The sequence below is a fragment of the Stenotrophomonas sp. YJH_SMC_120 genome (genome assembly GCF_059368675.1).
Genome location: NZ_JCAFRY010000004.1, coordinates 227,270 through 252,583, shown reverse-complemented (window position 1 = coordinate 252,583; position 25,314 = coordinate 227,270). Strand labels below are relative to the sequence as shown.

33 protein-coding genes and 1 tRNA gene are annotated in these 25,314 nt (G+C 66.3%); 20 read left to right on the top strand and 14 right to left on the bottom strand.

All coding sequences use genetic code 11. From position 1 onward, the window contains the following. Positions 1-26: 26 nt before the first annotated feature. Positions 27-1,013: a tetratricopeptide repeat protein gene (locus AC5P60_RS08560; RefSeq protein ID WP_234035282.1), complete on the bottom strand. Its 987-nt coding sequence runs from the start codon at positions 1,011-1,013 to the stop codon at positions 27-29. Between the two features lie 216 nt (positions 1,014-1,229). Here AC5P60_RS08560 and AC5P60_RS08555 point away from each other — a divergent pair, with 216 nt between their 5' ends. Both AC5P60_RS08555 and AC5P60_RS08550 read left to right on the top strand, forming a co-directional pair. After that, the gene (locus AC5P60_RS08555; protein WP_483693305.1) at positions 1,230-2,420 is read left to right on the top strand and encodes a glycoside hydrolase family 18 protein; all 1,191 of its coding nucleotides are present in this window, start codon (positions 1,230-1,232) and stop codon (positions 2,418-2,420) included. 90 nt (positions 2,421-2,510) lie between these two features. Next, entirely contained in the window at positions 2,511-2,903 is a 393-nt protein-coding gene (locus AC5P60_RS08550; RefSeq protein ID WP_495201725.1) for a VOC family protein, read from the top strand. Between the two features lie 129 nt (positions 2,904-3,032). Here AC5P60_RS08550 and AC5P60_RS08545 read toward each other — a convergent pair whose 3' ends face one another. Genes AC5P60_RS08545 through AC5P60_RS08535 form a run of 3 tightly spaced genes read right to left on the bottom strand, consistent with a single transcriptional unit; the run spans position 3,033 to position 5,162 of the window. Beyond that, a complete protein-coding gene (locus tag AC5P60_RS08545) occupies positions 3,033-4,592 on the bottom strand; it encodes a PepSY-associated TM helix domain-containing protein (protein ID WP_005414066.1) in 1,560 nt (519 codons plus the stop codon). 10 nt (positions 4,593-4,602) lie between these two features. After that, positions 4,603-4,866 carry a hypothetical protein gene (locus AC5P60_RS08540; protein ID WP_038645404.1) on the bottom strand — a complete coding sequence of 88 codons (264 nt, stop codon included), beginning with the start codon at positions 4,864-4,866 and terminating at the stop codon, positions 4,603-4,605. Next, positions 4,866-5,162, bottom strand: a complete 297-nt coding sequence (locus AC5P60_RS08535; RefSeq protein WP_005410439.1) for a hypothetical protein — start codon at positions 5,160-5,162, stop codon at positions 4,866-4,868. Before AC5P60_RS08535 ends, AC5P60_RS08540 begins: the two co-directional genes overlap by 1 nt. Positions 5,163-5,591: 429 nt before the next feature. Here AC5P60_RS08535 and thrS point away from each other — a divergent pair, with 429 nt between their 5' ends. The 9 genes from thrS to AC5P60_RS08490 all read left to right on the top strand — a co-directional run bounded on the left by thrS (position 5,592) and on the right by AC5P60_RS08490 (position 13,417). Then, a complete protein-coding gene (thrS, locus tag AC5P60_RS08530) occupies positions 5,592-7,493 on the top strand; it encodes a threonine--tRNA ligase (protein WP_049452538.1) in 1,902 nt (633 codons plus the stop codon). Positions 7,494-7,541: 48 nt separating this feature from the next. Continuing rightward, positions 7,542-8,084 (top strand): translation initiation factor IF-3, encoded by a 543-nt coding sequence (gene infC / locus AC5P60_RS08525; protein ID WP_005410437.1) that lies wholly within the window; start codon positions 7,542-7,544, stop codon positions 8,082-8,084. 265 nt (positions 8,085-8,349) lie between these two features. Next, on the top strand, positions 8,350-8,547 hold the full coding sequence (gene rpmI, locus AC5P60_RS08520; RefSeq protein ID WP_005410436.1) for a 50S ribosomal protein L35: 198 nt from the start codon (positions 8,350-8,352) through the stop codon (positions 8,545-8,547). A gap of 11 nt (positions 8,548-8,558) precedes the next feature. Next, complete coding sequence (gene rplT, locus AC5P60_RS08515; RefSeq protein WP_005410435.1) at positions 8,559-8,918, top strand: 50S ribosomal protein L20; 360 nt, start codon at positions 8,559-8,561, stop codon at positions 8,916-8,918. A gap of 192 nt (positions 8,919-9,110) precedes the next feature. Further along, positions 9,111-10,106 (top strand): phenylalanine--tRNA ligase subunit alpha, encoded by a 996-nt coding sequence (locus AC5P60_RS08510; RefSeq protein ID WP_005410434.1) that lies wholly within the window; start codon positions 9,111-9,113, stop codon positions 10,104-10,106. Positions 10,107-10,226: 120 nt separating this feature from the next. Further along, positions 10,227-12,608 (top strand): phenylalanine--tRNA ligase subunit beta, encoded by a 2,382-nt coding sequence (gene pheT / locus AC5P60_RS08505; RefSeq protein WP_005410433.1) that lies wholly within the window; start codon positions 10,227-10,229, stop codon positions 12,606-12,608. A gap of 27 nt (positions 12,609-12,635) precedes the next feature. Beyond that, a complete protein-coding gene (locus AC5P60_RS08500; protein ID WP_005410432.1) occupies positions 12,636-12,935 on the top strand; it encodes an integration host factor subunit alpha in 300 nt (99 codons plus the stop codon). Beyond that, entirely contained in the window at positions 12,916-13,272 is a 357-nt protein-coding gene (locus AC5P60_RS08495; RefSeq protein WP_005410431.1) for a MerR family transcriptional regulator, read from the top strand. Before AC5P60_RS08500 ends, AC5P60_RS08495 begins: the two co-directional genes overlap by 20 nt. Before the next feature lie 68 nt (positions 13,273-13,340). Next, positions 13,341-13,417 (top strand) — tRNA-Pro (locus tag AC5P60_RS08490). A 65-nt stretch (positions 13,418-13,482) separates the two neighbouring features. On the opposite strand, the gene AC5P60_RS08485 is transcribed toward AC5P60_RS08490, so the two are convergent. The 3 genes from AC5P60_RS08485 to AC5P60_RS08475 are packed head-to-tail and all read right to left on the bottom strand — an operon-like array spanning position 13,483 to position 14,869. Further along, complete coding sequence (locus AC5P60_RS08485) at positions 13,483-13,923, bottom strand: GNAT family N-acetyltransferase (protein ID WP_005414059.1); 441 nt, start codon at positions 13,921-13,923, stop codon at positions 13,483-13,485. After that, complete coding sequence (locus AC5P60_RS08480; protein ID WP_233489904.1) at positions 13,920-14,363, bottom strand: DUF6713 family protein; 444 nt, start codon at positions 14,361-14,363, stop codon at positions 13,920-13,922. The genes AC5P60_RS08485 and AC5P60_RS08480 overlap by 4 nt, the downstream gene beginning before the upstream one ends. Next, a complete protein-coding gene (locus tag AC5P60_RS08475) occupies positions 14,360-14,869 on the bottom strand; it encodes a DUF3011 domain-containing protein (RefSeq protein ID WP_111189296.1) in 510 nt (169 codons plus the stop codon). The genes AC5P60_RS08480 and AC5P60_RS08475 overlap by 4 nt, the downstream gene beginning before the upstream one ends. A 242-nt stretch (positions 14,870-15,111) precedes the next feature. Here AC5P60_RS08475 and AC5P60_RS08470 point away from each other — a divergent pair, with 242 nt between their 5' ends. Then, positions 15,112-15,507, top strand: a complete 396-nt coding sequence (locus tag AC5P60_RS08470) for a hypothetical protein (protein ID WP_032965929.1) — start codon at positions 15,112-15,114, stop codon at positions 15,505-15,507. Positions 15,508-15,531: 24 nt separating this feature from the next. On the opposite strand, the gene AC5P60_RS08465 is transcribed toward AC5P60_RS08470, so the two are convergent. After that, a complete protein-coding gene (locus AC5P60_RS08465; protein ID WP_483693306.1) occupies positions 15,532-16,224 on the bottom strand; it encodes an aspartate/glutamate racemase family protein in 693 nt (230 codons plus the stop codon). Positions 16,225-16,309: 85 nt separating this feature from the next. On the opposite strand from AC5P60_RS08465, the gene AC5P60_RS08460 reads away from it, so the two are divergent. The 5 genes from AC5P60_RS08460 (at position 16,310) to AC5P60_RS08440 (ending at position 18,626) form a co-directional block, all read left to right on the top strand. Next, positions 16,310-16,621 (top strand): ArsR/SmtB family transcription factor, encoded by a 312-nt coding sequence (locus AC5P60_RS08460; RefSeq protein WP_033833241.1) that lies wholly within the window; start codon positions 16,310-16,312, stop codon positions 16,619-16,621. After that, positions 16,621-16,971 (top strand): SRPBCC family protein, encoded by a 351-nt coding sequence (locus AC5P60_RS08455; RefSeq protein ID WP_033833233.1) that lies wholly within the window; start codon positions 16,621-16,623, stop codon positions 16,969-16,971. Before AC5P60_RS08460 ends, AC5P60_RS08455 begins: the two co-directional genes overlap by 1 nt. Positions 16,972-17,008: 37 nt before the next feature. Continuing rightward, on the top strand, positions 17,009-17,617 hold the full coding sequence (locus AC5P60_RS08450) for an ATP-dependent Clp protease proteolytic subunit (protein ID WP_033833232.1): 609 nt from the start codon (positions 17,009-17,011) through the stop codon (positions 17,615-17,617). 99 nt (positions 17,618-17,716) lie between these two features. Beyond that, a complete protein-coding gene (locus tag AC5P60_RS08445) occupies positions 17,717-18,358 on the top strand; it encodes a LysE family translocator (RefSeq protein WP_483693307.1) in 642 nt (213 codons plus the stop codon). A gap of 94 nt (positions 18,359-18,452) precedes the next feature. Then, a complete protein-coding gene (locus tag AC5P60_RS08440) occupies positions 18,453-18,626 on the top strand; it encodes a DUF1328 domain-containing protein (RefSeq protein ID WP_005410424.1) in 174 nt (57 codons plus the stop codon). Between the two features lie 22 nt (positions 18,627-18,648). Here AC5P60_RS08440 and AC5P60_RS08435 read toward each other — a convergent pair whose 3' ends face one another. The 4 genes from AC5P60_RS08435 to AC5P60_RS08420 form a co-directional block, all read right to left on the bottom strand. Continuing rightward, positions 18,649-18,981: an SMR family transporter gene (locus AC5P60_RS08435; protein WP_005410423.1), complete on the bottom strand. Its 333-nt coding sequence runs from the start codon at positions 18,979-18,981 to the stop codon at positions 18,649-18,651. Between the two features lie 13 nt (positions 18,982-18,994). Beyond that, positions 18,995-19,567 (bottom strand): TetR/AcrR family transcriptional regulator, encoded by a 573-nt coding sequence (locus AC5P60_RS08430; protein WP_099490299.1) that lies wholly within the window; start codon positions 19,565-19,567, stop codon positions 18,995-18,997. 88 nt (positions 19,568-19,655) lie between these two features. After that, positions 19,656-19,889, bottom strand: a complete 234-nt coding sequence (locus AC5P60_RS08425; protein WP_005410421.1) for a DUF1653 domain-containing protein — start codon at positions 19,887-19,889, stop codon at positions 19,656-19,658. A gap of 12 nt (positions 19,890-19,901) precedes the next feature. After that, entirely contained in the window at positions 19,902-20,186 is a 285-nt protein-coding gene (locus AC5P60_RS08420; RefSeq protein ID WP_242898859.1) for a hypothetical protein, read from the bottom strand. 403 nt (positions 20,187-20,589) lie between these two features. Between AC5P60_RS08420 and AC5P60_RS08415 the strand changes: the two genes are divergently transcribed. The 3 genes from AC5P60_RS08415 to AC5P60_RS08405 all read left to right on the top strand — a co-directional run bounded on the left by AC5P60_RS08415 (position 20,590) and on the right by AC5P60_RS08405 (position 21,853). Beyond that, complete coding sequence (locus AC5P60_RS08415; protein WP_005410418.1) at positions 20,590-20,796, top strand: hypothetical protein; 207 nt, start codon at positions 20,590-20,592, stop codon at positions 20,794-20,796. Positions 20,797-20,926: 130 nt separating this feature from the next. After that, entirely contained in the window at positions 20,927-21,481 is a 555-nt protein-coding gene (locus AC5P60_RS08410; protein ID WP_049430631.1) for a DUF3011 domain-containing protein, read from the top strand. Between the two features lie 168 nt (positions 21,482-21,649). Beyond that, entirely contained in the window at positions 21,650-21,853 is a 204-nt protein-coding gene (locus AC5P60_RS08405; RefSeq protein WP_005410416.1) for a hypothetical protein, read from the top strand. Positions 21,854-22,006: 153 nt separating this feature from the next. Here AC5P60_RS08405 and dxs read toward each other — a convergent pair whose 3' ends face one another. Both dxs and AC5P60_RS08395 read right to left on the bottom strand, forming a co-directional pair. Beyond that, entirely contained in the window at positions 22,007-23,914 is a 1,908-nt protein-coding gene (gene dxs / locus AC5P60_RS08400) for a 1-deoxy-D-xylulose-5-phosphate synthase (protein WP_033833240.1), read from the bottom strand. A 105-nt stretch (positions 23,915-24,019) separates the two neighbouring features. Next, positions 24,020-24,685 (bottom strand): HNH endonuclease, encoded by a 666-nt coding sequence (locus tag AC5P60_RS08395; protein ID WP_495201724.1) that lies wholly within the window; start codon positions 24,683-24,685, stop codon positions 24,020-24,022. Between the last annotated feature and the right edge of the window lie 629 nt (positions 24,686-25,314).

Below are 25,314 nucleotides of genomic sequence, written 5' to 3'. Positions count from 1 at the left end.
TGGATGAGGACCGTTGGTCCTTGCACTTACGCGCCTTCTTCGTCCTCCCCCAGCCACCAGACCTGGCCTGGCTCCGGGGCGCTCATCGGGTGCTCGCGCTGTTCGATGGCCTCCAGCACCCGGCTGGGGGCTGCAGCGACCCACACCGCCATGAGCTTTTCCACCGCAGCCCGGCCCTGTGCGGCCACGCCGAGGTCACGTTCGCGTCTCCATTGGTCTTCATCTAGCGCCTCATCACCATGCTGGTGCGGCGTGCCGTAGCTGCAGCGGCGGCACAGCCGGCGCACGGTGGCCGTCCAGTCCTCGACCATGCCGATGCCTGGCAGCGTGATGGCCTCCAGGGCAGCGATGTCATCGGCCGAATCACACTGCACGAACACGGTGAAGGTCGTCATGTCCGATGCCTGCAGGCGCTGCATCGCGTTGAACACCGGCACCTGGCGCTCGCCGTAGGTGCGATGGCCGGTTGATGCGCCGTCGTGCAGCACGATGTCGCCGAAGCGGAAGCCGCTTTCGGGCAGCGGTACGTTGTCGATGCGTGCACGCACCGGATCAATGCGGCTCATGTACACCACTTCGGCATCGGACCACGGTGCCAAGCGCACACAGGCCACGCCGAAGTTGCCCTCGATCGGACCTTCGCCCTCGGGCAGGGTGATGCCACAGCGGGCCCATTGGCGGCGCGCTTCGGCCCAGTCACCGGCGCCGGTGGCGGCGATACCGGCATTCCACGCGGTGGCTTCATCGAACTCGCCGCGCAGCTGTTCTGATTGCCGGTTGTCCTGCAGCGAGGCAGCCCAGTCGCGCAGGTATTTGTGCGCCAATCCGCGCATGTAATGCAGATACGGCACTTCGGGAGCGAGTGCGATCAGCTCGCCGAACAGCGCCACTGCCTGCTGCAGGTCGCCCTCGCGGAAGACGGCGTAGGCGCGTGCCTCCAGTGCCTGGTGTTCGTCGAGGATTTCGTCGTCCAGCAGGTCGCCGTCGTCAATGTCGTTGTGGTCGGTGCTCATGTCCATGCACGGTTGGAGGTCCGCGGCTACCTTAGCCGATGCATGGGAGACCGGCGTCGGTGTGTGTCCTGCTGCAGTGCATGACGGCAATCGCATGTCTGCCCCGATGTCGTCAAGGGATGCGGCGTGCCTGTCCACTGGACGACATGCCGCGACAACCGTCCCACAGCCCCATCCGTTTGCTAACGTGGCTGCGCCTTCGAACCGGGAGATCCCATGTTCCGCCAGACCGTGGCTGTCCTTGCCGTGCTGATTGCCGGTGCCTTGCCCATTGCCGTGCATGCGGCGCCCGCGCAGCCACCGATCTTCGGTGCCTACTACCCCGGTGGTTCGGCCGAGCGCTACCCGGTGTCGAGCATTCCGGCCGAGCGCCTCACCCACCTGTTCTACGCGTTCTCCACCATCGAGGACGGCCGCTGCACGGTCGGCGCCGAAGCGCCGAAGAATTTTGCTGCGCTGGCCGAGCTGAAGAAGGCGCACCCGCATCTGCGCACGCTGATCTCAATTGGCGGATGGGGCGCAGGTGGGTTCTCCGATGCAGCGCTGACCGAGGCCAGCCGCAAGCGCCTGGTCGACTCGTGCATGGCGCTGTTTTTCGACCGCTATGCCGGCAGCTTCGATGGCGTGGACATCGACTGGGAGTTCCCGGTCAGTGGCGGACCGAAGGAGCTGGCGCACCGCCCGCAGGATCGCGCCAACCTGACCCGGCTCGCGCAGGCGTTCCGCGTGGCACTCGACGCGCACGGGCGCAAGGAGCGACAGCCGATGCTGCTGACCGCCGCGCTGGCCGCCGGTCGCCTGCAGACCGATGGCCCCTACGATCCAGCAGCGAGCTACGACCTGCCGGCGTTGGCCAAGGTGTTCGATTTCATCAACCTGATGAGCTACGACATGGGCACCGGTTTCTCGGCGGTGTCGACCTTCAATGCGCCGCTGCATGAAGTGCCGGCCGATCCGCTGGCCCCGGAGCTGCGGCGCTGGAACAACGTGGCCGGCGCGGTGCAGTACTACCGCGAGCACGGCGTGCCGGCCGATAAACTGGTGCTGGGCGTACCGTTCTACGGGCGCGGCTTCAAGGTCACCGGCGATGCAGCGGATGGGCTGTACCAGTCCTACAGTGCGCCGGCCGATGCCGGCGACTGGCGGGTGATCAAGGCGCGCTATCTCGATCAGCCGGGTTGGACGAAACACTGGCAGCCGCAGGCGCAGAGCCCGTGGCTGTACAACGCCGGGCAGAAGATCTTCATCAGCTATGAAGACCCGCGCTCGATCGGCCTGCGTGCGCAGTTCGCCCGCGAGCAGGGCCTGGCCGGGGTGTTCATGTGGGAGCTGACCGGCGACGACGAACAGGCCAGCCTGCTCAACGCCATGCTGGGCCCCTGGCAGAAGGCGCGCATCGGCGATTGAGCTGCATCAGGCGATGCCCGGCGCAATGCCGCAACGCCATTGGCCCAACCCCGCACAGCATCGCCACGCCCGCAGCGTTACGCTGCGGGCATGATCCATCTTGAACGCCTGGACCACCTGGTCCTCACCGTCGCCGACATCGACCGCAGCTGTGATTTCTACCAGCGCGTGCTCGGCATGCAGGTCGTGCGCTTCGGCGCGGGTCGTACCGCGCTGCAGTTCGGCCAGCAGAAGATCAATCTGCATGCGGCCAGTGCTCCGCTGCAGCCGCATGCGCTGCGGCCCACGCCGGGCAGTGCCGACCTGTGCCTGGTCACGCGCATGGCGACAGTCGATGTGCTGTCCCACCTGCAGGCGCAGTCCGTTGCAGTGGAGGAGGGGCCGGTTGCGCGCACCGGCGCGCTGGGGCCGATCGAATCGGTGTATTTCCGCGACCCGGATGGCAACCTGATCGAAGTGAGTCGTTACCCCGACGAGGCATGATCCTGCTTGGGTAGCGTCGAGCTTGCTCGACGGTGCTTGGCGCGAAATCAACAGCTGTCGAGCAAGCTCGACGCTACAGGGGGCGTTGCGCGCAACGGTAGGTAGCGCCGGGGCATGCCCGGCGAAGGTTCAGTTGGCCCAGACGCTGTTGGGATCGCCGTTGCGGGCGCGGCGCTGGCTGGCCACTGCCAGGCGGGCAAAGCCGAAGGCCATGGCCAGCGCGATGGCGTCGACCCAGAACAGCGGCCAGTGGCCACGCGCGGCGGCGCGCCACAGCCAGTCACCATTGAGTGCGCCGTGCAGCACCGGTACCAGCGCGGTACTGATCGCCGCCGCCCACAGCAACTCGCGTGCGGCCTGCGCCGGGCGTCGCAGCGCGGCCCATAGCGCACAGGCCGCCCAACTGCCGAAGCAGGCCCAGCGGATGCCGCGATCGACCGCTGTCGGCGCCAGCCGCTCCAGCACCAGCGCGGTGACGAACGCGACCGAGATCGCCACGCACAGGCCGATGCACACGCCGACCGTCGCCCGCGCCATGTTCACCCCGGCGCGCGGCTGCTGCGGCTGGCGACGCTTGCGCCGTGACTCGATCCACAGCAGGTTGCCCGAATAGAACAGGAACGCACCGCCAAGGCCGAGCAGGAAGTACAGCCAGACCACCACGCCGTTGCCGAATTCGCCGAAGTGCAGCGCGTAGGCGGCGCTGAGCGTGGCGTGGTTGGCGTCGCGCTGGCCCGGCAGCTGCGAGGCCAGAACGTCGCCGGTGGCCACGTCCAGCGCCACCGCGCCAAGCGGGCCGAGCGTGCCGGTGGATTCGCCGGTGATCTCGATGGTGGCATTGGCATCGCCGGCATTGGCCAGCTTCAGGTAGGCCGGTTCGAAGTTGGCCACGCCCTGTGCGCGGGCGACTTCAAGCGCGCGCGCATGCAGCACGCGCAGGCTGCCCGGCGGTGCCGGAATGCCACTGGCATCGCGCACGGGCGCGGTGTCCATCGCCGTCGGCACCGCCTGCAGCGCCTTGCCGTCGTAGATCAACGGGTTGAGCAGGGCCATCTGCACGAACACCAGGCAGAGCAGGGCACCGGTCACCGCGAACATCAGGTGGAAAGGCAGGCTGAGCACGCCGATCACGTTGTGCGCGTCCTGCCACAGCTGCTTCAGGTTGCGGCCCGGACGCAGCGCGAACAGGTCGCCGAGCAGCTTCGGCAGATGGATCACCAGGCCGCTGAGCAGTGCCATGCCGTACAGCAGGCTGACAATGCCCATCACGTAGATCCCGGCCACGGGCAGGCCGAGGCTGTAATGGAGCTCGTTGACCAGTTCGGCCAGTCCGGTCTGCGGTGGTGTGGGGCTGCCGGCGATCTGGCCGGGCCAGGCATAGCGCCAGCTGCCGTCATCGGCCTGCCAGTACGCAAGCGGCTGCGGGTGTTCGGCGCCGGGGAAGGTCATGCCGACGTGGCGGCGTGCCTCCGGATGCGCAGCCAGCACGTCTTCCAGCAGGTACTGCGCATCGTCCAGCCCGGCGGGCAGTGCGGTGGCGGCTCCCGGGGTCTGCCACAGTGGCAGGTCGTGATGGAACAGGGTCAGCGCACCTGCGTAGAAGGCCACGAACAGGCCGAAGCCGGCCACCAGGCCGACCCAGGTATGCAGGGTGGTGAACGTGCGCAGGGTCTGCGAACTGAACTTCATGGGAGAGGTCTCATTGCACCGCGCCGGTCAGGCGCAGCAGCCCGAGCATGGCGAAGCCGGCGGCGGCGCTGCCACCCAGCACCAGCCAGGCGCGCAGCGCGCTGCGGAAACTGAACGCCCACAGGGCGGCCAGCATCCACAGCGGGATGAAAGCGATCAGGGTCGGCACCAGCGCCCGCTGCCAGGGGCCGGGCGGTACCCATGCCAGCAGGCCGGTCGCGGCCGCGGCCAGGAAGAAGCCGGCCACGGTGCCAGCGAAGGCGCGCGGCCACATCAGGGCGACTCCGTGCCGGGACGGTGCCAGGCGGCCAGCGCCGGCAACAGCATCGCGGCCAGCATCCAGGTGCACAACATCGCCACCAGGCCGGCGGCAAAGCCGAGCTCGGCCATCCACAGCCACAGCGCGGCGGCAGCGGCGACCAGGCCGATCTGGCGGCCCAGGCGGCCGGCGCGGCGCAGGCGCGGCCAGCGGCAATGCGGCGAAGCGGCATAGAAGGCCAGCGCCGAGAACATCGCTGCCAGCATGCCCAGGCTGCAGAAGCCGAGCGTGGAAAGGCCGACGGTGATCATTGCGGGCGGCCGGCGCGGCAGCGGGCCGGCGAACGCGGGGCACGGGCGGGGCCGGCGGAAGCCGGTCGGAGCGGGTGGCGCATCACGGGGTCCTGGGGGAAAGCGGGCAGGCTGGCACGGAGCGGCCTGCGCCGACATGGTAATCATTGCAATTTCACGCCGCCAGCGAGGCACATTCAGCCGACCGTACGGTAGTCCTTGGGCTTTCCCGTGCGCTGGTTTAAGATCATCGTAGAACCCTGACTGGAACAAGGTGGCCCGCGCCCAGCGCCGGCCGAGCGTGCGACATGAGCACTACCACCGCCCACTGTTGACCTGCCCCCGAAGGCCCTGTGTTCCAGGCGCCCTCGCGGCGCTTTTTTATTGCCCGGGCCGCGGCCCGGGAACGCTTTCCAGCCCGCCCCGCGGGCCCCGCACGAAGCCACTGCGATGATCAACATTACCCTTCCCGACGGCAGCCGCCGCGAGTTCGAAAATCCCGTCAGCGTCATGGACGTCGCCCAGTCGATCGGTGCCGGCCTGGCCAAGGCCACCATCGCCGGTTCCGTCGATGGCGTGCTGGTCGATGCCAGCGACGTCATCGACCACGATGCCAGCCTGCGCATCATCACCGCCAAGGACGAGGAGGGCGTGGAGATCATCCGCCACTCCTGCGCCCACCTGGTCGGCCACGCCGTCAAGCAGCTCTACCCGGACGTGAAGATGGTGATCGGCCCGGTGATCGCCGAAGGCTTCTATTACGACATCTACTCCGAGCGCCCGTTCACCCCGGACGACATGGCCGCGATCGAGAAGCGCATGGGCGAGCTGATCGCCCAGGACTACGACGTCATCAAGAAGATGACCCCGCGCGCCGAGGTGATCGAGATCTTCAAGGCCCGTGGCGAGGACTACAAGCTGCGCCTGATCGAGGACATGTCCGACGACATCCAGGCGATGGGCATGTACTACCACCAGGAATACGTGGACATGTGCCGTGGCCCGCACGTGCCGAACACGCGCTTCCTGAAGGCCTTCAAGCTGACCCGCATCTCCGGCGCCTACTGGCGCGGCGACGCGCAGAACGAGCAGCTGCAGCGCATCTACGGCACCGCCTGGGCCGACAAGAAGCAGCTCGAGGCGTACATCAAGCGCATCGAAGAAGCTGAAATGCGTGACCACCGCCGCATCGGCAAGCAGCAGGACCTGTTCCACCTGCAGGAAGAAGCACCGGGCCTGGTGTTCTGGCACCCGAAGGGCTGGGCGCTGTGGCAGGTGGTCGAGCAGTACATGCGCAAGGTCTACCGCAACAGCGGCTATGGCGAAGTGCGCTGCCCGCAGATCCTGGACGTGAGCCTGTGGAAGAAGTCCGGTCACTGGGACAACTACCAGGACAACATGTTCTTCACCGAATCGGAGAAGCGCACGTACGCGGTCAAGCCGATGAACTGCCCGGGCCACATCCAGGTGTTCAACCAGGGCCTGCACAGCTACCGCGACCTGCCGATCCGCTATGGTGAGTTCGGTTCGTGCCATCGCAACGAGCCGTCCGGCGCGCTGCACGGCATCCTGCGCGTGCGTGGCTTCACCCAGGACGACGGCCACGTGTTCTGCACGGAAAACCAGATCGAGTCGGAAGTGACGGCCTTCCACCAGCAGGCGCTGGCGGTCTACCAGCACTTCGGTTTCGACGAGATCCAGATCAAGATCGCGCTGCGCCCGGAATCGCGCCTGGGTGACGACGCCACCTGGGACAAGGCCGAAGGCGCGCTGCGCTCGGCGCTGACCGCCTGTGGCGTGGAATGGCAGGAGCTGCCGGGCGAGGGCGCCTTCTACGGCCCGAAGATCGAGTACCACCTGAAGGATGCCATCGGCCGTACCTGGCAGCTGGGCACCATGCAGGTGGACTTCATGATGCCGGGCCGCCTGGGCGCCGAGTACGTGGACGAGAACAGCCAGAAGAAGCACCCGGTCATGCTGCACCGCGCCATCGTCGGCTCGATGGAGCGCTTCCTGGGCATCCTGATCGAGCACCACGCCGGCCAGTTCCCGGCCTGGCTGGCGCCGACCCAGGTGGTGGTGGCCAACATCACCGACGCCCAGGCCGACTACGTCTCGGGCGTGACCAAAACCCTTGCGGAGCAAGGCTTCCGCGTCAGCTCGGATTTGCGTAACGAGAAGATCGGCTATAAAATCCGCGAGCATACGTTGCAGCGCGTGCCCTACCTGCTGGTCATCGGTGACCGCGAGAAGGAAAATGGGGCTGTGGCGGTGCGTACGCGTTCTGGCGAAGACCTGGGCAGCATGAGCCTGCAGGCCTTCATCGAGCGGCTCCACGCCGAGGGCGCGTAAGCAAAGGTCCGGTCCGGGCGCACAGGCACCCGGACCGGTTCGATACCCTTGGGAGAACGTAATATCAGCACCCCTGACAACAAACAGAACCGCAAGAATCAGGAAATCCGTGTGCCGCGCGTCCGCGTGATCGGCAGTGACGGAGAAATGATCGGCGTGTTGTCGCGCGACGAAGCGCTGTCCATGGCCGAAGATGAAGGCCTGGACCTGGTCGAGATCCAGCCGCAGGCCGATCCGCCGGTCTGCAAGATCATGGACTTCGGCAAGTTCAAGTTCGAAGCGCAGAAGAAGGCCAGCGAGGCCAAGAAGAAGACCAAGCAGGTCGAGATCAAGGAAGTGAAGTTCCGTCCGGTCACGGACGAGGGCGACTACCAGATCAAGCTGCGCAAGATGCGCGGGTTCCTCGAAGATGGTGACAAGATCAAGGTCAACATCCGTTTCCGTGGCCGTGAAATGAGCCACCAGGAACTGGGCCGCGAAATGGCCAACCGGATCGAGACCGATCTGGGCGAGGACATCGTCATTGAATCCCGTCCGCGCCTGGAAGGGCGTCAGATGGTCATGATGATCGCGCCGAAGAAGAAGACCTGAGGCCTGACGGGCCGCCTTCCGGGGCGCCTGGCTGAAGGGTTCAGGGTGAGGGGACGCCGCTGGCGTCCCTTTGCTTTTGCAGGACGCCGGTGAATCGCCGGTAAAGGGTTGCAGGGGCTGGTGGCAGGGCGGTTTTGCCTGTATCATGCCCGGCTCGACCCACCCAGGACGGGTCGTACGCCGATCATGGCAGGACGGAAAGAGCGGCCCAGGCCGCCGCCAGATCAGTCAGAAACCAGGGTCATATCCCATCAAGGACATTGCAATGCCCAAGATCAAGACCAACCGGGCAGCGGCCAAGCGTTTCCGCAAGACCGCCTCGGGCAAGTACAAGTGCGGCCACGCCAACCGTAGCCACATCCTCACGAAGAAAGCGACCAAGCGTAAGCGTAATCTGCGTCAGACGGGCCATGTCCGTGCAGAAGACGCAGGCCGTCTGGACCGCATGCTCCCTTACCTCTGAGGAACTGAAAAATGGCACGAGTTAAGCGTGGCGTACAGGCGCGTCGCCGCCACAAGAAAATCCTGGATCTCGCCAAGGGCTATTACAACGCCCGCCGCAAGGTCTTCCGCGTCGCCAAGCAGGCGGTCATCAAGGCACAGCAGTACGCCTACATCGGCCGTAAGCAGAAGAAGCGCAACTTCCGTTCGCTGTGGATCACCCGTATCAATGCGGCTGCCCGCATCAACGGCCTGAGCTACAGCCGCTTCATGAACGGTCTGCTGAAGGCCGGCATCACCCTGGATCGCAAGGTCCTGGCTGACATCGCCGTGCACGACGCAGCCGGTTTTGCTGCGCTGGCCGAAAAGGCCAAGGGCGCGCTGGCGGCATAAGTCCTTCCCGATGCCGTAACCGTTCACTCGGACGGTGTCAGGTCAAGGCAATGCATGGGGAAGGGCGCAAGTCCTTCCCCATTCTTTTTTGGGTCCCGGCGAGGCCACGACGGCAGCGCGGGGACGGCGGTGGCGACAGGGGTCGGCCCTTCGCGCATCGCGATGGCAGATCGACTGGAGTTCCAGCCCCCCATGAGCGACATCCAATCCCTCACCACCCAGGCGCTGGCCGATGTGGCCGCCGCACAGAGCCCCGACGTGCTGGAGCAGCTGCGCGTGGCCCTGCTTGGCAAGAGCGGCAGCATCACCTCGCAGCTCAAGCAGCTCGGTGCCCTGCCGGCCGACGAGCGCAAGGCCGCCGGTGAAGCGATCAACCAGGCCCGCGACGTGCTGACCCGCGCGCTGGGCGAGCGCAAGGCGCTGCTGGAAGACGCGGCACTGGATGCGCGCCTGGCCGCCGAAGCCATCGACATCACCCTGCCGGGCCGCAATGGCGACCGTGCCGGCCTGCACCCGATCACCCGCACCCTGGAGCGCATCACCGGCATCTTCGGCCGGCTGGGCTACGAGCTGTCGGAAGGGCCGGAGATCGAGGACGACTGGCACAACTTCGAGGCGCTGAACTTCCCGCCGCACCACCCGGCGCGCGCCATGCACGACACCTTCTACTTCGGCGACGGCCGCCTGCTGCGTACGCATACCTCCGGTGTGCAGGTGCGCTACATGGGCGACCACGCGCCGCCGCTGCGCATGATCGCCGCCGGCAAGGTGTACCGCAGCGACAGCGACCAGACCCACTCGCCGATGTTCCACCAGGTGGAAGGCCTGCTGGTCGACGAGCATTCGACCTTCGCCGACCTGAAGGGCACGCTGGCCGAGTTCGTGCGCGCGTTCTTCGAGCGCGACTTCGAGATGCGCTTCCGCCCCAGCTACTTCCCGTTCGTTGAACCGGGCGCGGAAGTGGACATCGCCTGGCAGCAGCCCGATGGCAGCACCCGCTGGCTGGAAGTGCTCGGCTGCGGCATGGTGCATCCGAACGTGCTGCGCAATGTCGGCATCGATCCGGAGCGCTACACCGGCTTCGCCTTTGGCATGGGCGTGGAGCGTTTCGCGATGCTGCGCTACGGCGTCAACGACCTGCGCGCGTTCTTCGAGAACGATGTGCGGTTCCTGAAGCAGTTCGCGTAAGCCGCAACCGTGTAGAGCCGAGCCCTGCTCGGCTGCTTTCTGGATGGACGCCTGCTTGCGCATGCGCTGGGCGACCCCAAAAACCGCAACGGGAGGCACGCCTCCCACCAGGGTGACACCATGAAATTCTCCGAAAACTGGCTGCGCAGCCACGTCCCGACCTCCGCCTCGCGCGATGAGCTGAGCGCGGTGCTGACCGCCATCGGCCTGGAAGTGGAAGAAGTAACCGCGCTTGGCGAAGGCCTCGATCACGTGGTCGTGGCACGCATCGTTGAAGCCGTGCGCCATCCGGAAGCCGACCGCCTGCAGGTGTGCAGGGTCGATGCCGGGCAGGGCGAACTGCTGCAGATCGTGTGTGGCGCACCGAACGCACGCCCGGGCCTGGTCGCGCCGCTGGCGATGGTTGGTGCGCAGATCGGCGAGCTGAAGATCAAACCGGCCAAGCTGCGTGGCGTCGAGTCCAACGGCATGCTGTGCTCGGCCAAGGAGCTGGGCCTGGACAGCGATGCGTCCGGCCTGCTGGAACTGCCGGACGATGCCCCGATCGGCCAGACCCTGGTCGAGTACCTGGGCCTGCCGGACGCCAGCATCGAGATCAAGCTGACCCCGAACCGCGCCGACTGCTTCAGCCTGCGCGGCATCGCCTACGACGTCGCCGCCGCCACCCGCAGTGAAGTGCTGGATTTCGCCGCCGATGCCATTCCGGCAGTCGGCAGCCGTGAGTTGAGCATCCAGCTCGACGCCGGCGCCGAAGCGCCGCGTTACCTGGGCCGTGTCATCGAAGGCGTCAATGCTGCCGCCAGGACCCCGCTGTGGATGGCCGAGCGCCTGCGCCGCAGCGGCGTGCGTCCGGTCTCGCTGCTGGTCGACATCACCCAGTACGTGATGCTGGAGCTGGGCCAGCCGATGCACGCGTACGACCTGGGCACCCTGCAGGGCAGCATCGCCGTGCGCCGTTCGCGCGCGGGCGAGACGCTGAAGCTGCTGGACGGCCGCGATGCTGCGCTGGACGACAGCTTCCTGGTGGTCACCGATGCTGACCGTGCGGTCGGCCTGGCCGGCCTGATGGGCGGCTTCGACACCCGCGTCACCGACGCGACCACCGCCGTGTTCCTGGAAGCCGCGCACTTCGCGCCGGCCGCGATCATGGGCCGTGGCCGCAAGCTGGGCCTGCACACCGATGCCGGCCATCGCTTCGAGCGCGGCGTCGATCCGGCGCTGCCGCGCACCGCGATCGAGTACGCCACCCGCCTGGTGCTGGACCTGGCCGGCGGTACACCGGCACCGGTCACCGAGGCCGTGCGTGAAGCCGATCTGCCGCAGCCGGCGACCATCGTGCTGCGCCGCGCCCGCATCACCCGCGTGCTCGGCATCAGCATCGACGATGCCGAAGTCGAGCGCATCCTGCGCGCGCTTGGCATGGACGTGGTTGCCACCGCCGAGGGCTGGCAGGTCACGGCGCCGAGCCGCCGCTTCGACATCGCCATCGAAGAAGACCTGATCGAAGAGCTGGCCCGCATCCACGGTTACGAGCAGATCCCGACCACGCTGCCGGGCGGTGCCTCGCGCGTGGCGATGCCGAGCGAGACGCAGCTGGACGCGCTGAGCGTGCGCCGCCAGCTGATCGCCCGTGACCAGCAGGAAACCGTCAACTTCGCCTTCGTCGACGACGCGCTGCTGACCCAGTGGCAGCTGCGCGACGGTCTGGTGCCGCTGGCCAACCCGCTGTCGGCGGAACTGGCGGTGATGCGTCCGTCGCTGCTGCCGGGCCTGGTCGCCACGCTTGGCCGCAATGCCGCGCGCCAGCTGGGCCGCGTGCGCCTGTTCGAGATCGGCCGTGTGTTTGCCCAGCAGAGCGGAGACGGCCAACCGGCGCCGCTGGAAACCCCGCGCGTGGCCGCTGCGGTCTGCGGTGAGGCGCAGGCGGTGCAGTGGGGCCTGCCGACCCGCAAGGTCGATTTCCATGACCTGAAGGGCGACCTGGAATCGCTGGCGGCTGCCAGTGGCGCGCAGCTGGAGTTCCGTCCGTCGGCCCGCGCCTACGGCCACCCGGCGCGTTCGGCCGAGGTGTTCCGCGATGGCGTGGCCATCGGCTGGATCGGCCAGATCCATCCGCGCCTGGCGCGGGCGATGGAGATCGAGGCCGACGTGTACGCCTTCGAGCTGGACCTGGAGCCGCTGACCGCCCGTCGCCTGCCGCGTGCCGGCGAGCTGTCGCGCTTCCCGGCGGTGCGCCGCGACCTGGCGTTCCTGGTGCCTGAGCAGGTGGCCTGGGCCGACCTGGCGGCGACCGTCCGCCAGGCCGCCGGCCCGCTGCTGCGCGACCTGAACCTGTTCGACCGCTATGTTGGCCAGGGCGTCGAGCCGGGCTTCAAGAGTCTCGCTATGGGCTTGATTTTGCAGGACAAGTCGCGCACTCTGACGGACCGCGACGTGGATGCGGTGGTGGCCGAGGCGGTCACTGCCATCGAGCGTGAACACCACGCCCGGATCCGCGGCTGAGCGGGCAGCACTCGGGGGTAGCAGGCAATGGCATTGACCAAGGCGGAGATGGCGGAAAAGCTGTTCGACGAAGTCGGTCTGAACAAGCGTGAAGCCAAGGAATTCGTCGACGCGTTTTTCGATGTGCTGCGTGAAGCATTGGAACAGGGACGTCAGGTGAAGCTGTCGGGCTTCGGTAATTTCGATCTGCGGCGCAAGAACCAGCGCCCGGGTCGCAACCCCAAGACCGGCGAGGAAATTCCGATTTCCGCCCGTACGGTGGTCACCTTCCGTCCGGGCCAGAAGCTCAAGGAGAGGGTGGAGGCTTATGCTGGATCCGGGCAGTAACCGCGAACTACCGCCGATCCCGGCCAAGCGCTACTTCACCATTGGTGAGGTCAGCGAGCTGTGCGACGTCAAGCCGCACGTCCTGCGCTACTGGGAAACCGAGTTTCCCAGCCTTGAGCCGGCCAAGCGCCGAGGCAACCGCCGCTACTACCAGCGCCATGACGTGCTGATGGTGCGGCAGATCCGCAGCCTGCTGTACGAACAGGGCTACACCATCGGTGGTGCCCGCCTGCGCCTGGATGGCCCCGATGCCCGCGAGGAATCGGCGCTGAGCAACCAGATCATCAAACAGGTGCGCATGGAGCTGGAAGAAGTGCTGCAGTTGTTGCGCCGCTGATCCCATTTCCATCGTAATCCGCTATACTTCACGGCCCGCCGCACTGGCGGGCACATCGCAGCATCAGTCGGGGCGTAGCGCAGCCTGGTAGCGCATCTGCCTGGGGGGCAGAGGGTCGTCGGTTCGAATCCGGCCGTCCCGACCACTGTGATGAATCAAGGAGCCTGCGCAGCAATGCGTGGGCTTTTTTGTGCGTTCTGCAGATGCTGATCAGTCTTCCGCGAAGCGGTAGATGAGTTCCGGATCGCCTTCATCCAGGCCATGCACGATGCCGCTGCCCACGAAGCCGGCGGCAGCGAGCAGGCGTTGCATGCCCGTGTTGGAGGCATTGGTCGAGGTGAACAGCTTGCCGCCACCGCGCCACGTGATCGCGTGCCGCAGCAGGATGGCGCCGATGCCCTGGCTGCGCTGTTCGCGCGCCACCATCAACATTTCAATGAAGGCTTCGCCAAAGAAGTGGTGATGGATGACCAGGTAGCCGACGATCTTGCCGTCCTGCTCGGCGACCTGCACGACGCCGTGCGCCAGCCAGTCGGCAATCTGCATGATCCGCCGTGGATCAGTGGCTGCCACGCTGTCGAGCGCGATCAAGGCATCTGCGTCCTGCGGAATGCCGTCGCGCAGGTGTGGAGAAGAGGACGTCCGGTTCATCGCGGGCGCAGCTTCAGCAACAGGCCGCCACCCGACACAAAGCAGGCGAGCAGGACCGCAATCGACAGCGGCAGGTGGAATTCACTGCGACCGAACAGGGCAAAGGCCAGATGGATAAGTGCCGTGCCAATGCCGAGCCCCCCGCACGCCAGTGCATAGCTGCGCGCCGTGGATGTGCCCAGCACGATCTGGCGATAACCCCAAAGCACGGCGCCGACTGCGAACAGGTTGAACAGCAGGAAGCCCTGGATGCCACCGGGGACATGGAACATGGCCCATTCCTGCCAGAACGCAGCGTCGATCTGATGCAGGATCAACGCCAGCAGCGTCGCCAGATACCATCGTTCCATGTCGTGCTCCCTGCCGTGCAGGCCATAGTCTATCGACTCCGCCTGGCACGCACGCCTGCTCGATGCAGCCAGCGCGCGGCCGGCAGTCAATACACACGGAACTCGGCACGGCAGCCGTCGCTGACCCACACCCCACGGCGGTCCCAGCCCCAGTTGCGGTCCTCGATGCAGGCTGTCACCGATTTCTGCCTGACCAGCCGTACCTCATGGCGCACGCGAATCCGGCACTCCTTGTCCTTGTTCTCGTAGGACTCGCAGACCAGGCGTTCGCCCTCGTTGTCGCGATCACGGCTGCGGCCACGTCCCGGCCAGCGGCCGTGTTCGTCGGCAACGAACTCGGCGCGGCAGCCGTCGGTCACCCACAGCATGCGCCGGCTCTGGCCCCAGTTCTGGTCTTCCACGCAACGGGTCACCGACAGCTGCCTGGCCAGGCGCATCGGTCCCTCGATGGGGCATTGCTCGGTCTTGTTGAACTGGGATTCGCAGCGCAGCGCTGGAATGTGATCAGTGTCGTAGTCCTGGGCGGCCACGGCGGTGGCGGCCAGCAGCAGGGCAAGGGCGGCGCTGGTGATCGGCAGCAGCGGGCGAAGGGTCATGGGGAGCCTCGGGCGGGGATTCGGGCGGCAAGAATGACCCAGCACGGGGCCGTCGGAACGCATTGTTCCGGAAGCGGCTCAGGAGGGATTTAGTAGTGCGCACCAGCCCATGCAGAGGCTTACATCCCGTATCATCGCTGCACATCCGATCGCATCGGTTTACACCTTCTTACATGTCTTCCACGCCTGTCGGCGCAGCCTGTGGCTGCCGTCACTGGTGTGCGGGCGGCCTGTGGGGGAGGATGCGCGGACCACGACGACCACAGGGGGTTGCGTTGATCAGCAGTACCGTCATTCATCGCTCGGCCGACGCAGGTGGCGCCGAGGTGCGGGTCCTGGACACTACGTTCAAGGGCAAGCATGTGTTCGTTGCCTGGGGGCTGCGCGGGCCGGAACTGACCCGCAGCGCGGACCCGGCTGCCACTGTGGCTGCGCGCAAGGCATTGCATGCCGTTGCCGGGCATAGTGAAGGGCCGCGCAGCCCGGAAGTGTTCATCGCCAACCAGTCGGCGGTGGCGATCACGGTCTATCGGCTGCTTACCGACGCACGCTCCGGTGACGCCATCTTCTTCCTGTGCGATTCACCGGCGGTGGTCGAGTGGCTGATCACCGCGCTGGAAGTGCAGGGCGCGGACTGATTCCGCGCTCCGGCGCGCATTGATTCAAGCCAGGGCCGTGTCCACGGCGGCCCGCGCATGCAGGGCGGTGGTATCGAACAGCGGCACTGCACTGTCCTCCGGGCGTACCAGCAGCATGATCTCGGTGCAGCCAAGAATGATTGCTTCGGCACCGCGCGCCACCAGTCGCGCGATCACGCCGGCATAGACCTGCCGTGAGTGCTCGCTGACCACACCAGCGATCAATTCCTGGTAGATGATGTCGTGCACGCTGCGACGATCATCGGCTTCGGGTACCAGCACCTCCAGTCCGAAGCGATCCTGCAGCCGGCCGCGGTAGAAGTCCTGTTCCATGGTGAAGGCGGTGCCGAGCAGGCCCACCTTGCGTGCGCCTGCCTGCACGATGGCCTGGGCGGTGGGGTCGGCGATATGCAGCAGCGGCAGCGTGCAGGCCGCCTCGATGCGATCGGTCAGCTTGTGCATGGTATTGGTGCAGATCAGCAGCAGGTCGGCGCCGCCCGCCTGCAGGCGCCGCGCGCCATCGACCATGTGGTCACCCAGGGTGTCCCAGTCGCCCTCGTGCTGCAGCTGCTTGATGCCGGCGAAATCCACCGACCACAGCAGCAGCTGTGCCGAGTGCGCACCGCCGAGCCGCCGCCGTACCTCCTCGTTGATGAGCCGGTAGTACTGGGCCGAGCTTTCCCAGCTCATGCCGACGATCAGGCCGAGAGTCTTCATGCACAGCTCCATGCCAGGAGTTGCTATTGCAGCACAGGCAGCGGGTGAGTTGCACTACACATTAGTGTTTGCTAATGTGTTGATCATGATCGAGAACGCCCTGTTCAAGGCGCTGGCCGACCCCACCCGGCGCCATATCTTCGAAAAGCTGGCCCAGGGGGGGCAGCATGCCAGCGCGCTGCGCGAGGGCATGGCGATCAGCCAGTCTGCGATGTCCCAGCACCTGGCGGTGCTGCGCGATGCTGGGCTGGTGAGCGAACAACGCCAAGGGCGCTTCGTCCACTACGAGGTCGATCCGCGCGGACTGGCCCACATCGGCAACTGGCTGCAGCGCTACCGGGCCTACTGGCCCGCGCGTATGGATGCCTTGCAGGATCTGCTGAAGGAGATGGACTGATGGACGATGTTCTGAACGAAGCGGCTCCTGCGTTGGTGATGGAGCAGTGGCTGCCAGCGCCACCGGAACAGGTCTGGCGCGCACTGTTCGACCCTGCGCTGCGTGAGCGTTGGTTGCCTGCGGCCGATCTTGCCGATTCGCAGCCCTGCTTGTGCGAGGAGGGGCGGGAGCTGGGGTTCCACCTGCGAGATGCGCAGCCCCCGCATCTGCACAGCCTGGTGTGTTTCCGGCTGCGCGCGGATGACGGTGGGGGGACGGTGCTGACCATTGTGCATCGGCTCAGCGACCTGCGCGCGCTGCTGCCGTTGGCCGCCAACGATGAGCATCGCACGGTGATGCGCGCGGCTTGAACGGGCGCCAGGGTCGAACGCTACAGGGAGCAGGCACATGCGGGACAGAATGCAGCTGGTACCAATGGTGGTGGAGCGCAGCGAGCGCGGTGAGCGCTCCTATGACATCTACTCGCGGCTCCTGCGTGAGCGCATCATCTTTCTCAACGGCGAAGTCGATGACACTGTGTCGGCGCTGGTCTGCGCGCAGCTGCTGTTCCTGGAATCGGAAAACCCGGAGAAGCCGATCCATCTGTACATCAACTCGCCGGGTGGGGTGATCTCCAGCGGCCTGGCGATGTACGACACCATGCAGTACATCTCGGCCCCGGTGCATACGCTGTGCATGGGCACTGCGCGGTCGATGGGTTCTTTTCTGCTGATGGCCGGCGAGCCGGGACACCGTGCGGCGTTGGCCAATGCCAGCCTGCATGTGCACCAGCCGCTGGGCGGGGTGCAGGGCCAGGCTTCGGACATCTTCATCCACGCCGAGGAAATGCAGCGCACCAAGCAGCGCATCACCCGGCTGTATGCGCAGCATTGCGGACGCAGTGTCGTGGAGGTCGAGCAGACCCTGGATCGCGATCGTTTCATGAGTGCCGAGCAGGCATGCGAATGGGGATTGATCGACCAGGTACTGGTACGGCGCGACGCACTCGCGGCCTGAGCCTGCCTCTGTAACCACCACATCCATGCTGCGCTGTGTGTGCCGCGGCAGGCCCGGCGCACTCTATGCTGGTTGGATCTTCTGAAGTGGATGTGCGCTATGGCCCTGCATACCTGGTGGTGGTTCCTCGCCACGGTGTTCGTTCTGTGTGGTACGCCGGGGCTGAACATGCTGCATATCCTCGGTCGCAGCGTCGGGCTGGGGTTCCGTGGCAGTGTGCCGGCGATGGCCGGCTGCCTGCTGGCGATGCTGCTGGTGCTGGCGGCCTCCGCAGCAGGCCTGAGTGCGCTGCTGCATTCGTCGCCGATGCTGTTCGAGGTGCTGCGTTATCTGGGCGTGGCCTATCTGGCCTGGCTGGGCCTGAAGGCATGGCGTGACAGTTGCCGGCCGGCACCGCCGGTGACGGTCGATGCTACGCCGCCGGTTGCGGACTCGCTGGGCGCGTGGAAGGTGTTCCGTGGTGGCCTTCTGGTGGGCCTGAGCAATCCCAAGCTGCTGCTGTTCGCGGCGGCGTTCCTGCCGCAGTTCGTCGACCCATCACGCGGCCAGGCGCTGCAGTACAGCGTGCTGGTGGCCACCTTCGCCGCGTGCGAACTGTTCTGGTACGTGATGTATGCGGCCGGTGGCCATGGCCTTCGCCGCTGGTTGGCCAAGCCGTTTGCGCGACGCTGGTTCGAGCGCCTGGTGGGCAGCGTGTTCCTGGCGTTTGCCGTCGCGCTGCTGCGCTTCCGTCCGCGCTGATTCACGCCGCGCACGCGGCCTGTTCACGATTGCCGCATCGGCCACGGCCTAGCCTGATCATCCAGTACGCAGTCCCCGCAGGGAAAGGTTTGACATGATCAAGTGGGCCATCATCTTCGCCGTCATCGGTGTGATCGCAGGCGTGCTCGGCTTCGGTGGCATTGCCGGTGCCGCGGTCGGTATCGCCAAGTTCCTGTTCTGGGCCGGCATCATCATCGCCGTGGTGCTGTTCCTGCTCGGCATGACCGTAGCGAAGAAGGTCAGCTAGCGTTGATCGCGCAGCAGCGTGCTCAGTGCGCGCTGCTGCGCGAGAACAGGTTGATCACCAGTACGCCGGCGCAGATCAGGCCGATGCCGATCAACGCCGGTGCATCCAGGCGCTGCTTGAACACCACCAGCCCGATCAGTGAGATCAGCACGATGCCGACGCCGGACCAGATTGCGTAGGCGATGCCGGTCGGGATCGACTTCATGGTCATCGACAGCAGGTAGAAGCACAGCCCGTAGCCGACCAGTGCGCCCAGTGTCGGCGCCAGCCGGCTCATGCCGTCGGATGCCTTCAGCAGTGATGTGGCAATCACTTCCAGCACGATGGCAGCGGCAAGGTAGAGGTAGGGATTCATCGAGCGCTCCAGCTCACTGCGGGTCGCACAGTTTCAGGGCCTGTTCGGCCATGGCCAATGCATTGGCACGTTCTTCCTCGCCCAGCGGACGCCCATAGGCCGTGGCCCAGTAGCCATCGGCAGCGCAGCGCGCCGCGTACAGCCGTGGGTCGCCGGCTTCGCCAGGGAACTCGGCCAGCATCGCGCGCTTCCAGTTGCGCCAGTGCGCAAGCAGGCCCGGTTCCATCAGGTTGCCCAAGGTCAGGCCGATGTCGTTGTCCTGCTCCTGCTGCAGCAGATGCTCGAAGTTGGCCTGCACATAGGCGCGGCTGAAACGGCCATGGCCTTCGGGGTTTTCCTGCAGCAGGGCGCGCACGCGCGCTTCGAATTCTCCAATCAGCGCTCCGATGGCTTCATCCACCAGCACCTGCTTGCTGCTGAAATGATGGAACAACGCACCCTTGCTGACACCGGCGGCCTGCGCGACGTCCTGCACGGTCAGCGCGGCCAGGCCGTTACGGCCGATCACTTCAATGGTGGCCTGCAGCAGTGACTGGCGCACGCTGTCGGGCGCCTTGCGGCGCGAACGGGAGGGGGATGCGGACATGGCGGGAAGAAACCGACTGGACGGTACGATTGTAACGCAGGCCCGCCGCGTTACCGCGCGCTGCCGGCCATGGCCGGCAGCGGAACCCTCATGCGTCGACGCGGGCGAAACGCGGTTGCGGTCCGTGCTCGCCGGGCACCTGCTCGACGAACATGGCGTACGGGCGTACCCACAGGCCACCTTCGCCATACAGCGCGCGGTACAGCACCATCGGCTGCAGGGTCTCGCTGCTGCGGACGATGTCGAGCACTTCGTACTCGCCGCCCTTGAAGTGGCGGTAGCGGCCTGGGGCCAGGGTGGGGAGCGGACTCAGCTCAGCCATGGGTGGCGCGACTCACTTGCGCGCCGGGCTGGCCGGATTCGCGCAGTAGGCATCGATGGCTTCGGCAGTGTTGGCCAGGCCCTGTGCCTGCGCCAGTTCCCACGGACGTTCGCAACGCTGGCTGTGCTCGCACCACTGGTAGCCGGCCGAACCGATGCAACCGTGGGCATCGCGGTCGCCACCGACCTTCGGCGTGGCGGGCGAAGTGGCCGCCGTATCGGCACGCGCAGCGGCCTGATGCTGGTTGGCACAGGCGGACAGCACCAGCAGGGCTGGAATCAGAAGAAGCGCTTTCATCGGGCGGGCTCCGTGCCTAAAGCGACAGTGTCTGTCGCAAATAGCCCTGCAGCAAGCGCTCAGTGCATGGCGGCGCGGATCAGTTCCTCGATCAGCACGAGGTAGCTGGCCACGAAATAGAACTTCAGCAGCGTCCAACGCTGCTGCGAGAAGAAGGTGCGCATGTGGAAGGGGCCCCTGTTGATGACGGTAGTGTGAAGCCCGGCTGACTCCGTGACAAGAATCACGGAATGAACAGGCTAAACGGACTCAGGGATGTGAGGGCAGGCAAGGGCTGACCAGAGGGCGCGGCATTTTCGTACAAATCTGATGGGCCACCCCTGAGGTGATCGCTAGCCTGAAGGTGTACCGGCACGTGGACCGTCCGCCTGCCGTCGCATCCTTCCATCCACAGGAGCCCCTCATGGTCATTACCGTTCAACGCAACGCCCGGCACTGGTCCGTGCTGGATCCGCAGGTGCATGACGCAACCCGATATGCGCGGGGCGCCGAGGCTTTCGATGTCGCCGCGGCGCGGGCCCTCGAGCACCACCGTCGCACCGGCCAGCGCAGCACGGTGCGGGTCGAGGCGCTCGGCAGCGCGGTGGATGCCCTGCACGTAGGAGACTGACGCCGGTCGTTGCGTGCAGTCAGCTACGGTTGCGTTGTTTGAATGGGGAAAAACCGGCGTCACGCGCCCCCCTGTGCGCCGTGCCGGGAATCCCGGATGCTTGCGCCATCGTATTCATCTGGAGATCTCGATGGGCAAGGCACTCACCTGGCGTACCCTGGCCTGCACCCTGCTGCCGATGCTGGCGGCGGCGGGTGGCGCCCAGGCGCAGAGCTATGGCTACGGCTATGACGATGACCGCTACGGTGGCCGCGAAGGCAGCGGCATCGTGCGCTGCGAGTCGATCAAGAACCGTAGCAACGAGTGCCGTCTGGAGGGCCGCGCGCGGATGATCCGCCAGTTGTCCGGCTCGCCGTGCGTGGAAGGTGAGACCTGGGGCCAGTCGCGCTATGGCGTCTGGGTGACCCAGGGCTGCCGCGCCGAGTTCGTCGGCGAGTACCGTCGTGGCGGTGGCTGGGGCAATGGGGGTGGCTGGGGCAACGGCAACGGTTGGGGCGGCGGTGAGGTGATCACCTGTCATTCCAATGGGCACCGCCAGGAGTACTGCGACGCCCGCATCCGCCGCGGCGTGCGCCTGGTTCGCCAGGATTCGCGCAGTGCCTGCATCGAGGGCCAGACCTGGGGCTGGGATCGTCGTGGCATCTGGGTCAGCGACGGCTGCCGGGCACAGTTCCAGGTGAACTGAGCGTGCCCCTCTAAAATCAGAAAAATCTGATACAGCTCACATTTTGAACTGTCGTATCTTCTGCGATCAGGGCATCTCTGTGTGTCCCTGATCTGTTGCGACGATGCCTGCCGTGATCGGCAGGAATGTCCCGCTACCGTCGATACGCTGCCTCAAGGAGTGAGCCGCATGTTGATCCGCCTGCAATGCGAACAGCGCCAATGGCGCGTGCTGCATCCGGACCGGCCGGAGCCGATCGATTTCCGCGACGGTGCCCGCGCCTTCGACTTCGCTGAAACCCTGGCGCGCCTGCACTTTGTCGATACCGGGCAGCGCGCCGCGGTGCGCGTGGAAGCCAGCGGCGCCTTCGTTGAAGCGGTCAGCTACGGCTGAGGGCGGGGGTGTCAGGCCAGATCCTGTTTCCGGGCCCCGCTATCCACGCATGGCGTGGATCTACCGCGGAACCGGGGTCGACCCACGCCATGCGTGGATGCAGACGCAAGGTAGATCCACGCCATGCGCGGATCCACTGGGTGGCAATCGGCCTCAGCCCGCCGCGCTCAGCGGCGGGGTACCTGTGGCCAGCTGCGGCCAACGCTTGAGCACGGCCGCACGGATGCCCGCGGCGTCGATGCCTGCTTCGGCCAGCAGGTCCTCGCGGCTGGCATGGTGCTGGTAGCTGTCGGGCAGGCCCAGGTGCAGGATCGGGCGCAGCACGCCTTCGGCATTGAGCAGCTCGCCGACGCCTGAACCGGCGCCACCGGCCACCACGTTGTCTTCGATCGTCACCAGGCCCTCGTGCTGGGCGGCGACAGCCAGCACCAGCTCGCGGTCCAGCGGCTTGATGAAACGCATGTTGACCACGCTCAGGCCCAGTTCGCGGCCAACCTGTTCGGCGGCGGCCACGGTGCTGCCGAAGGCGAGCAGGGCAATGCGGCTGCCCTGCAGGCGCAGTTCGCCCTTGCCGATCGGCAGGGTGGACAGGTCGCTGCCGGCTGCAACGCCGGTGCCGGTGCCGCGCGGGTAGCGCACGGCGGCCGGGCCCGGGTGCTGCAGGCCGGTGCTGAGCATCTGCCGGCACTCGGCTTCGTTGGACGGTGCCATCACCACCAGGTTGGGCACGCAGCGCAGGAAGCTCAGGTCGAGGTTGCCGGCATGGGTCGCACCGTCCGGGCCGACCACGCCGGCGCGGTCGATCGCGAACAGCACGTCCAGGTCCTGGATCGCCACGTCATGTACCAGCTGGTCGTACGCGCGCTGCAGGAAGGTCGAGTAGATCGCCACCACCGGCTTGCCACCCTGGGTGGCCATGCCGGCGGCGAGGGTGACCGCATGCTGTTCGGCAATCGCCACGTCGAAATAGCGCTGCGGGTATTCCTTGCTGAAACGCACCAGGCCGGAGCCTTCGCGCATCGCCGGGGTGATGCCGTACAGGCGGGGCTCGGCGGCGGCGGCATCGCACAGCCAGTCGCTGAACACATCGGTATAGGTCGGCTTCTTGGCACCGGCCTTGGCCACCAGGCCCTTGTCCGGATCGAACGGGCCCACGGCGTGGTAACCGATCTGGTCGCCTTCGGCCGGCTCGTAGCCCTTGCCCTTGGTGGTCATCACGTGCAGCAGCTTCGGGCCCTTGGAGGCGCGCAGCGTCTTCAGCGTGGACAGCAGGGCGGGCATGTCGTGGCCGTCGATCGGGCCGGTGTAGTGGAAGCCCATCTCCTCGAACATCGTGGACGGCACGAACATGCCCTTCCAGTGTTCTTCCCAGCGCTTCACGAAACGCGCCGGGTTGTTCTTCTTGTCACCGAGGATCTTCTTGCCGCCTTCGCGCAGCGCATTGAGCGTGCGGCTGCCGGTGGCACGGCCGAGCATCTTGGTCAGGCCGCCGACCGCCTCGGAGATCGACATGTTGTTGTCGTTGAGGATCACCAGCAGGTTCGGTTCCGGGTCCATGCCGCCGGCGTGCATCAGCGCTTCGAAGGCCATGCCGGCGGTCATCGCACCGTCACCGATCACCGCCACGATCTTGCGGTCGTCGCCTTCGGACTGGCGGGCAATGGCCATGCCGAGTGCCGCCGAGATCGAGGTGGAGGAGTGGCCGACGCCAAAGGTGTCGTATTCGCTCTCCTCGCGTTTCGGGAATGGCGCGACGCCGTCCTTCTGCTTGACGGTGTGGATCTGGTCGCGGCGCCCGGTCAGGATCTTGTGCGGGTAGGTCTGGTGACCGACGTCCCAGACCAGCTGGTCGACCGGAGTCTGGTACAGGTAGTGCAGGGCCACGGTGAGTTCGATCACGCCCAGGCCGGCGGCGAAGTGGCCACCGCTCTTGCCCACCGATTCGATGAGGTAGGCGCGCAGTTCGTCGGCAACCGCCCTCAGTTCGGATTCGTCGAACGTGCGCAGGTCATCCGGCGTCTGGATGCGCGCGAGGCGGGGATAGCGGGCAGAGTCGATCATCATGTTCGCACTTTTTCTGAATGCCCATTTTCGCCCTCAAACGGGGGTGGGGCAAGCAAACGCCGCCGTCCGTGACAGGACGGTGAGGGTTGCATTTTCAGGCGTTCAGGTGCTCAGTTTCGACCGCTTGGGCAATTGCGCCTTCAGGAAGGCCATCTGGTCGGCCAGGATGTTGCGGTTGGACAGGATCAGGTGCTCGATCCAGCTGGGCCGGTAGGGCACGGCCAGCAGCGGCATTCCGGCCTGCTGCGGGGTGCGGTCGCTCTTGCGCGAGTTGCAGTGGAAACAGGCGGTGACCAGGTTTTCCCAGCAGTCCAGGCCGCCCTTGGACAGTGGCACGACGTGGTCGCGGGTGAGCGTGGGGCGGTTGAACTGCTGGCCGCAGTACATGCACAGGTGGGCGTCGCGGGCGAACAGGGCCGGGTTGGTCAGGTTCGGCGTGGGGTCGATCGCGCGGGAGCGGGCATGGCCGCGCGCGGCGATGATCGGGTGCAGGTCCATGCCGCTCTGCAGGCCGCTGAAGCGATTGGTGCCGCCGTGGATGTGCAGGCAGGGATCGCCCAGCGTCCAGGCCACCGCTTCGCGGGCGTAGAGGCACGCCGCATCCTGCCAGGTGATCCAGTCCAGTACGCGTCCGTGGGCATCAAGCGAGAGCAGCCGGACCGAACCGGGGCGATGCAGCGTCGTGGCGTTGGGCGATGCTTCGGCGCCCGGAGCAGAAAACGGAGCTCCGGCTTCGATCAGACCCAAGCGTGTAGTGTCTGTCTCCATCGGGAGAACAGCTTATACCTGAATGTTGACGATTTGTGTATCGCCTGTCGGCGATACGCAAATCGCAACGATTCAGGTCCGCGCATTCCTCCTATCCCCCCGCACCTGTCGGTGCGCCCCCTTTAGCAACCCAGCCCGCCGTTGGCGCGCTGGGTTGCGCGCGCATTCTTCCTAATCCCCGCGCCTGTCGGCGCGCCCCCTTTAACAAAAGGGGGCTCTTCTCCAGAGGGATTTAGGGGGTTCTCATCCACGCGTGGCGTGGATCTACGCAGATCGCGGGGAACTGTCAGAGGCGGGGCGGTGTGGGTTGGCAGGACCGTTGGCGCCATGGGCCCGAGGCATGCCTCGGGCGGGTTGGGCAGGACGCCCCAACCCCGGTCTTGCCGTGTGCGCAGGACAGCGCACACGAGCAAGGCGCCATCGAGCCCCCGGGGTGAGGGCGCTTTGCTTGCGAAGCACTGCTTCGCAAGCGCCCGAACGCACAGTCGCCAGCGGCTGGGCCGGATCGCGGAGCGGGGTTTACGGCGTGTCCTGCCAGCCCACACCGCCCCGCCATCCACCGGGATCCAGCTGTTGCTATTGCGGTTGCCGGCCAGCGGCCGGCGGTACCGCGGGTGCCGGGCGGCAGC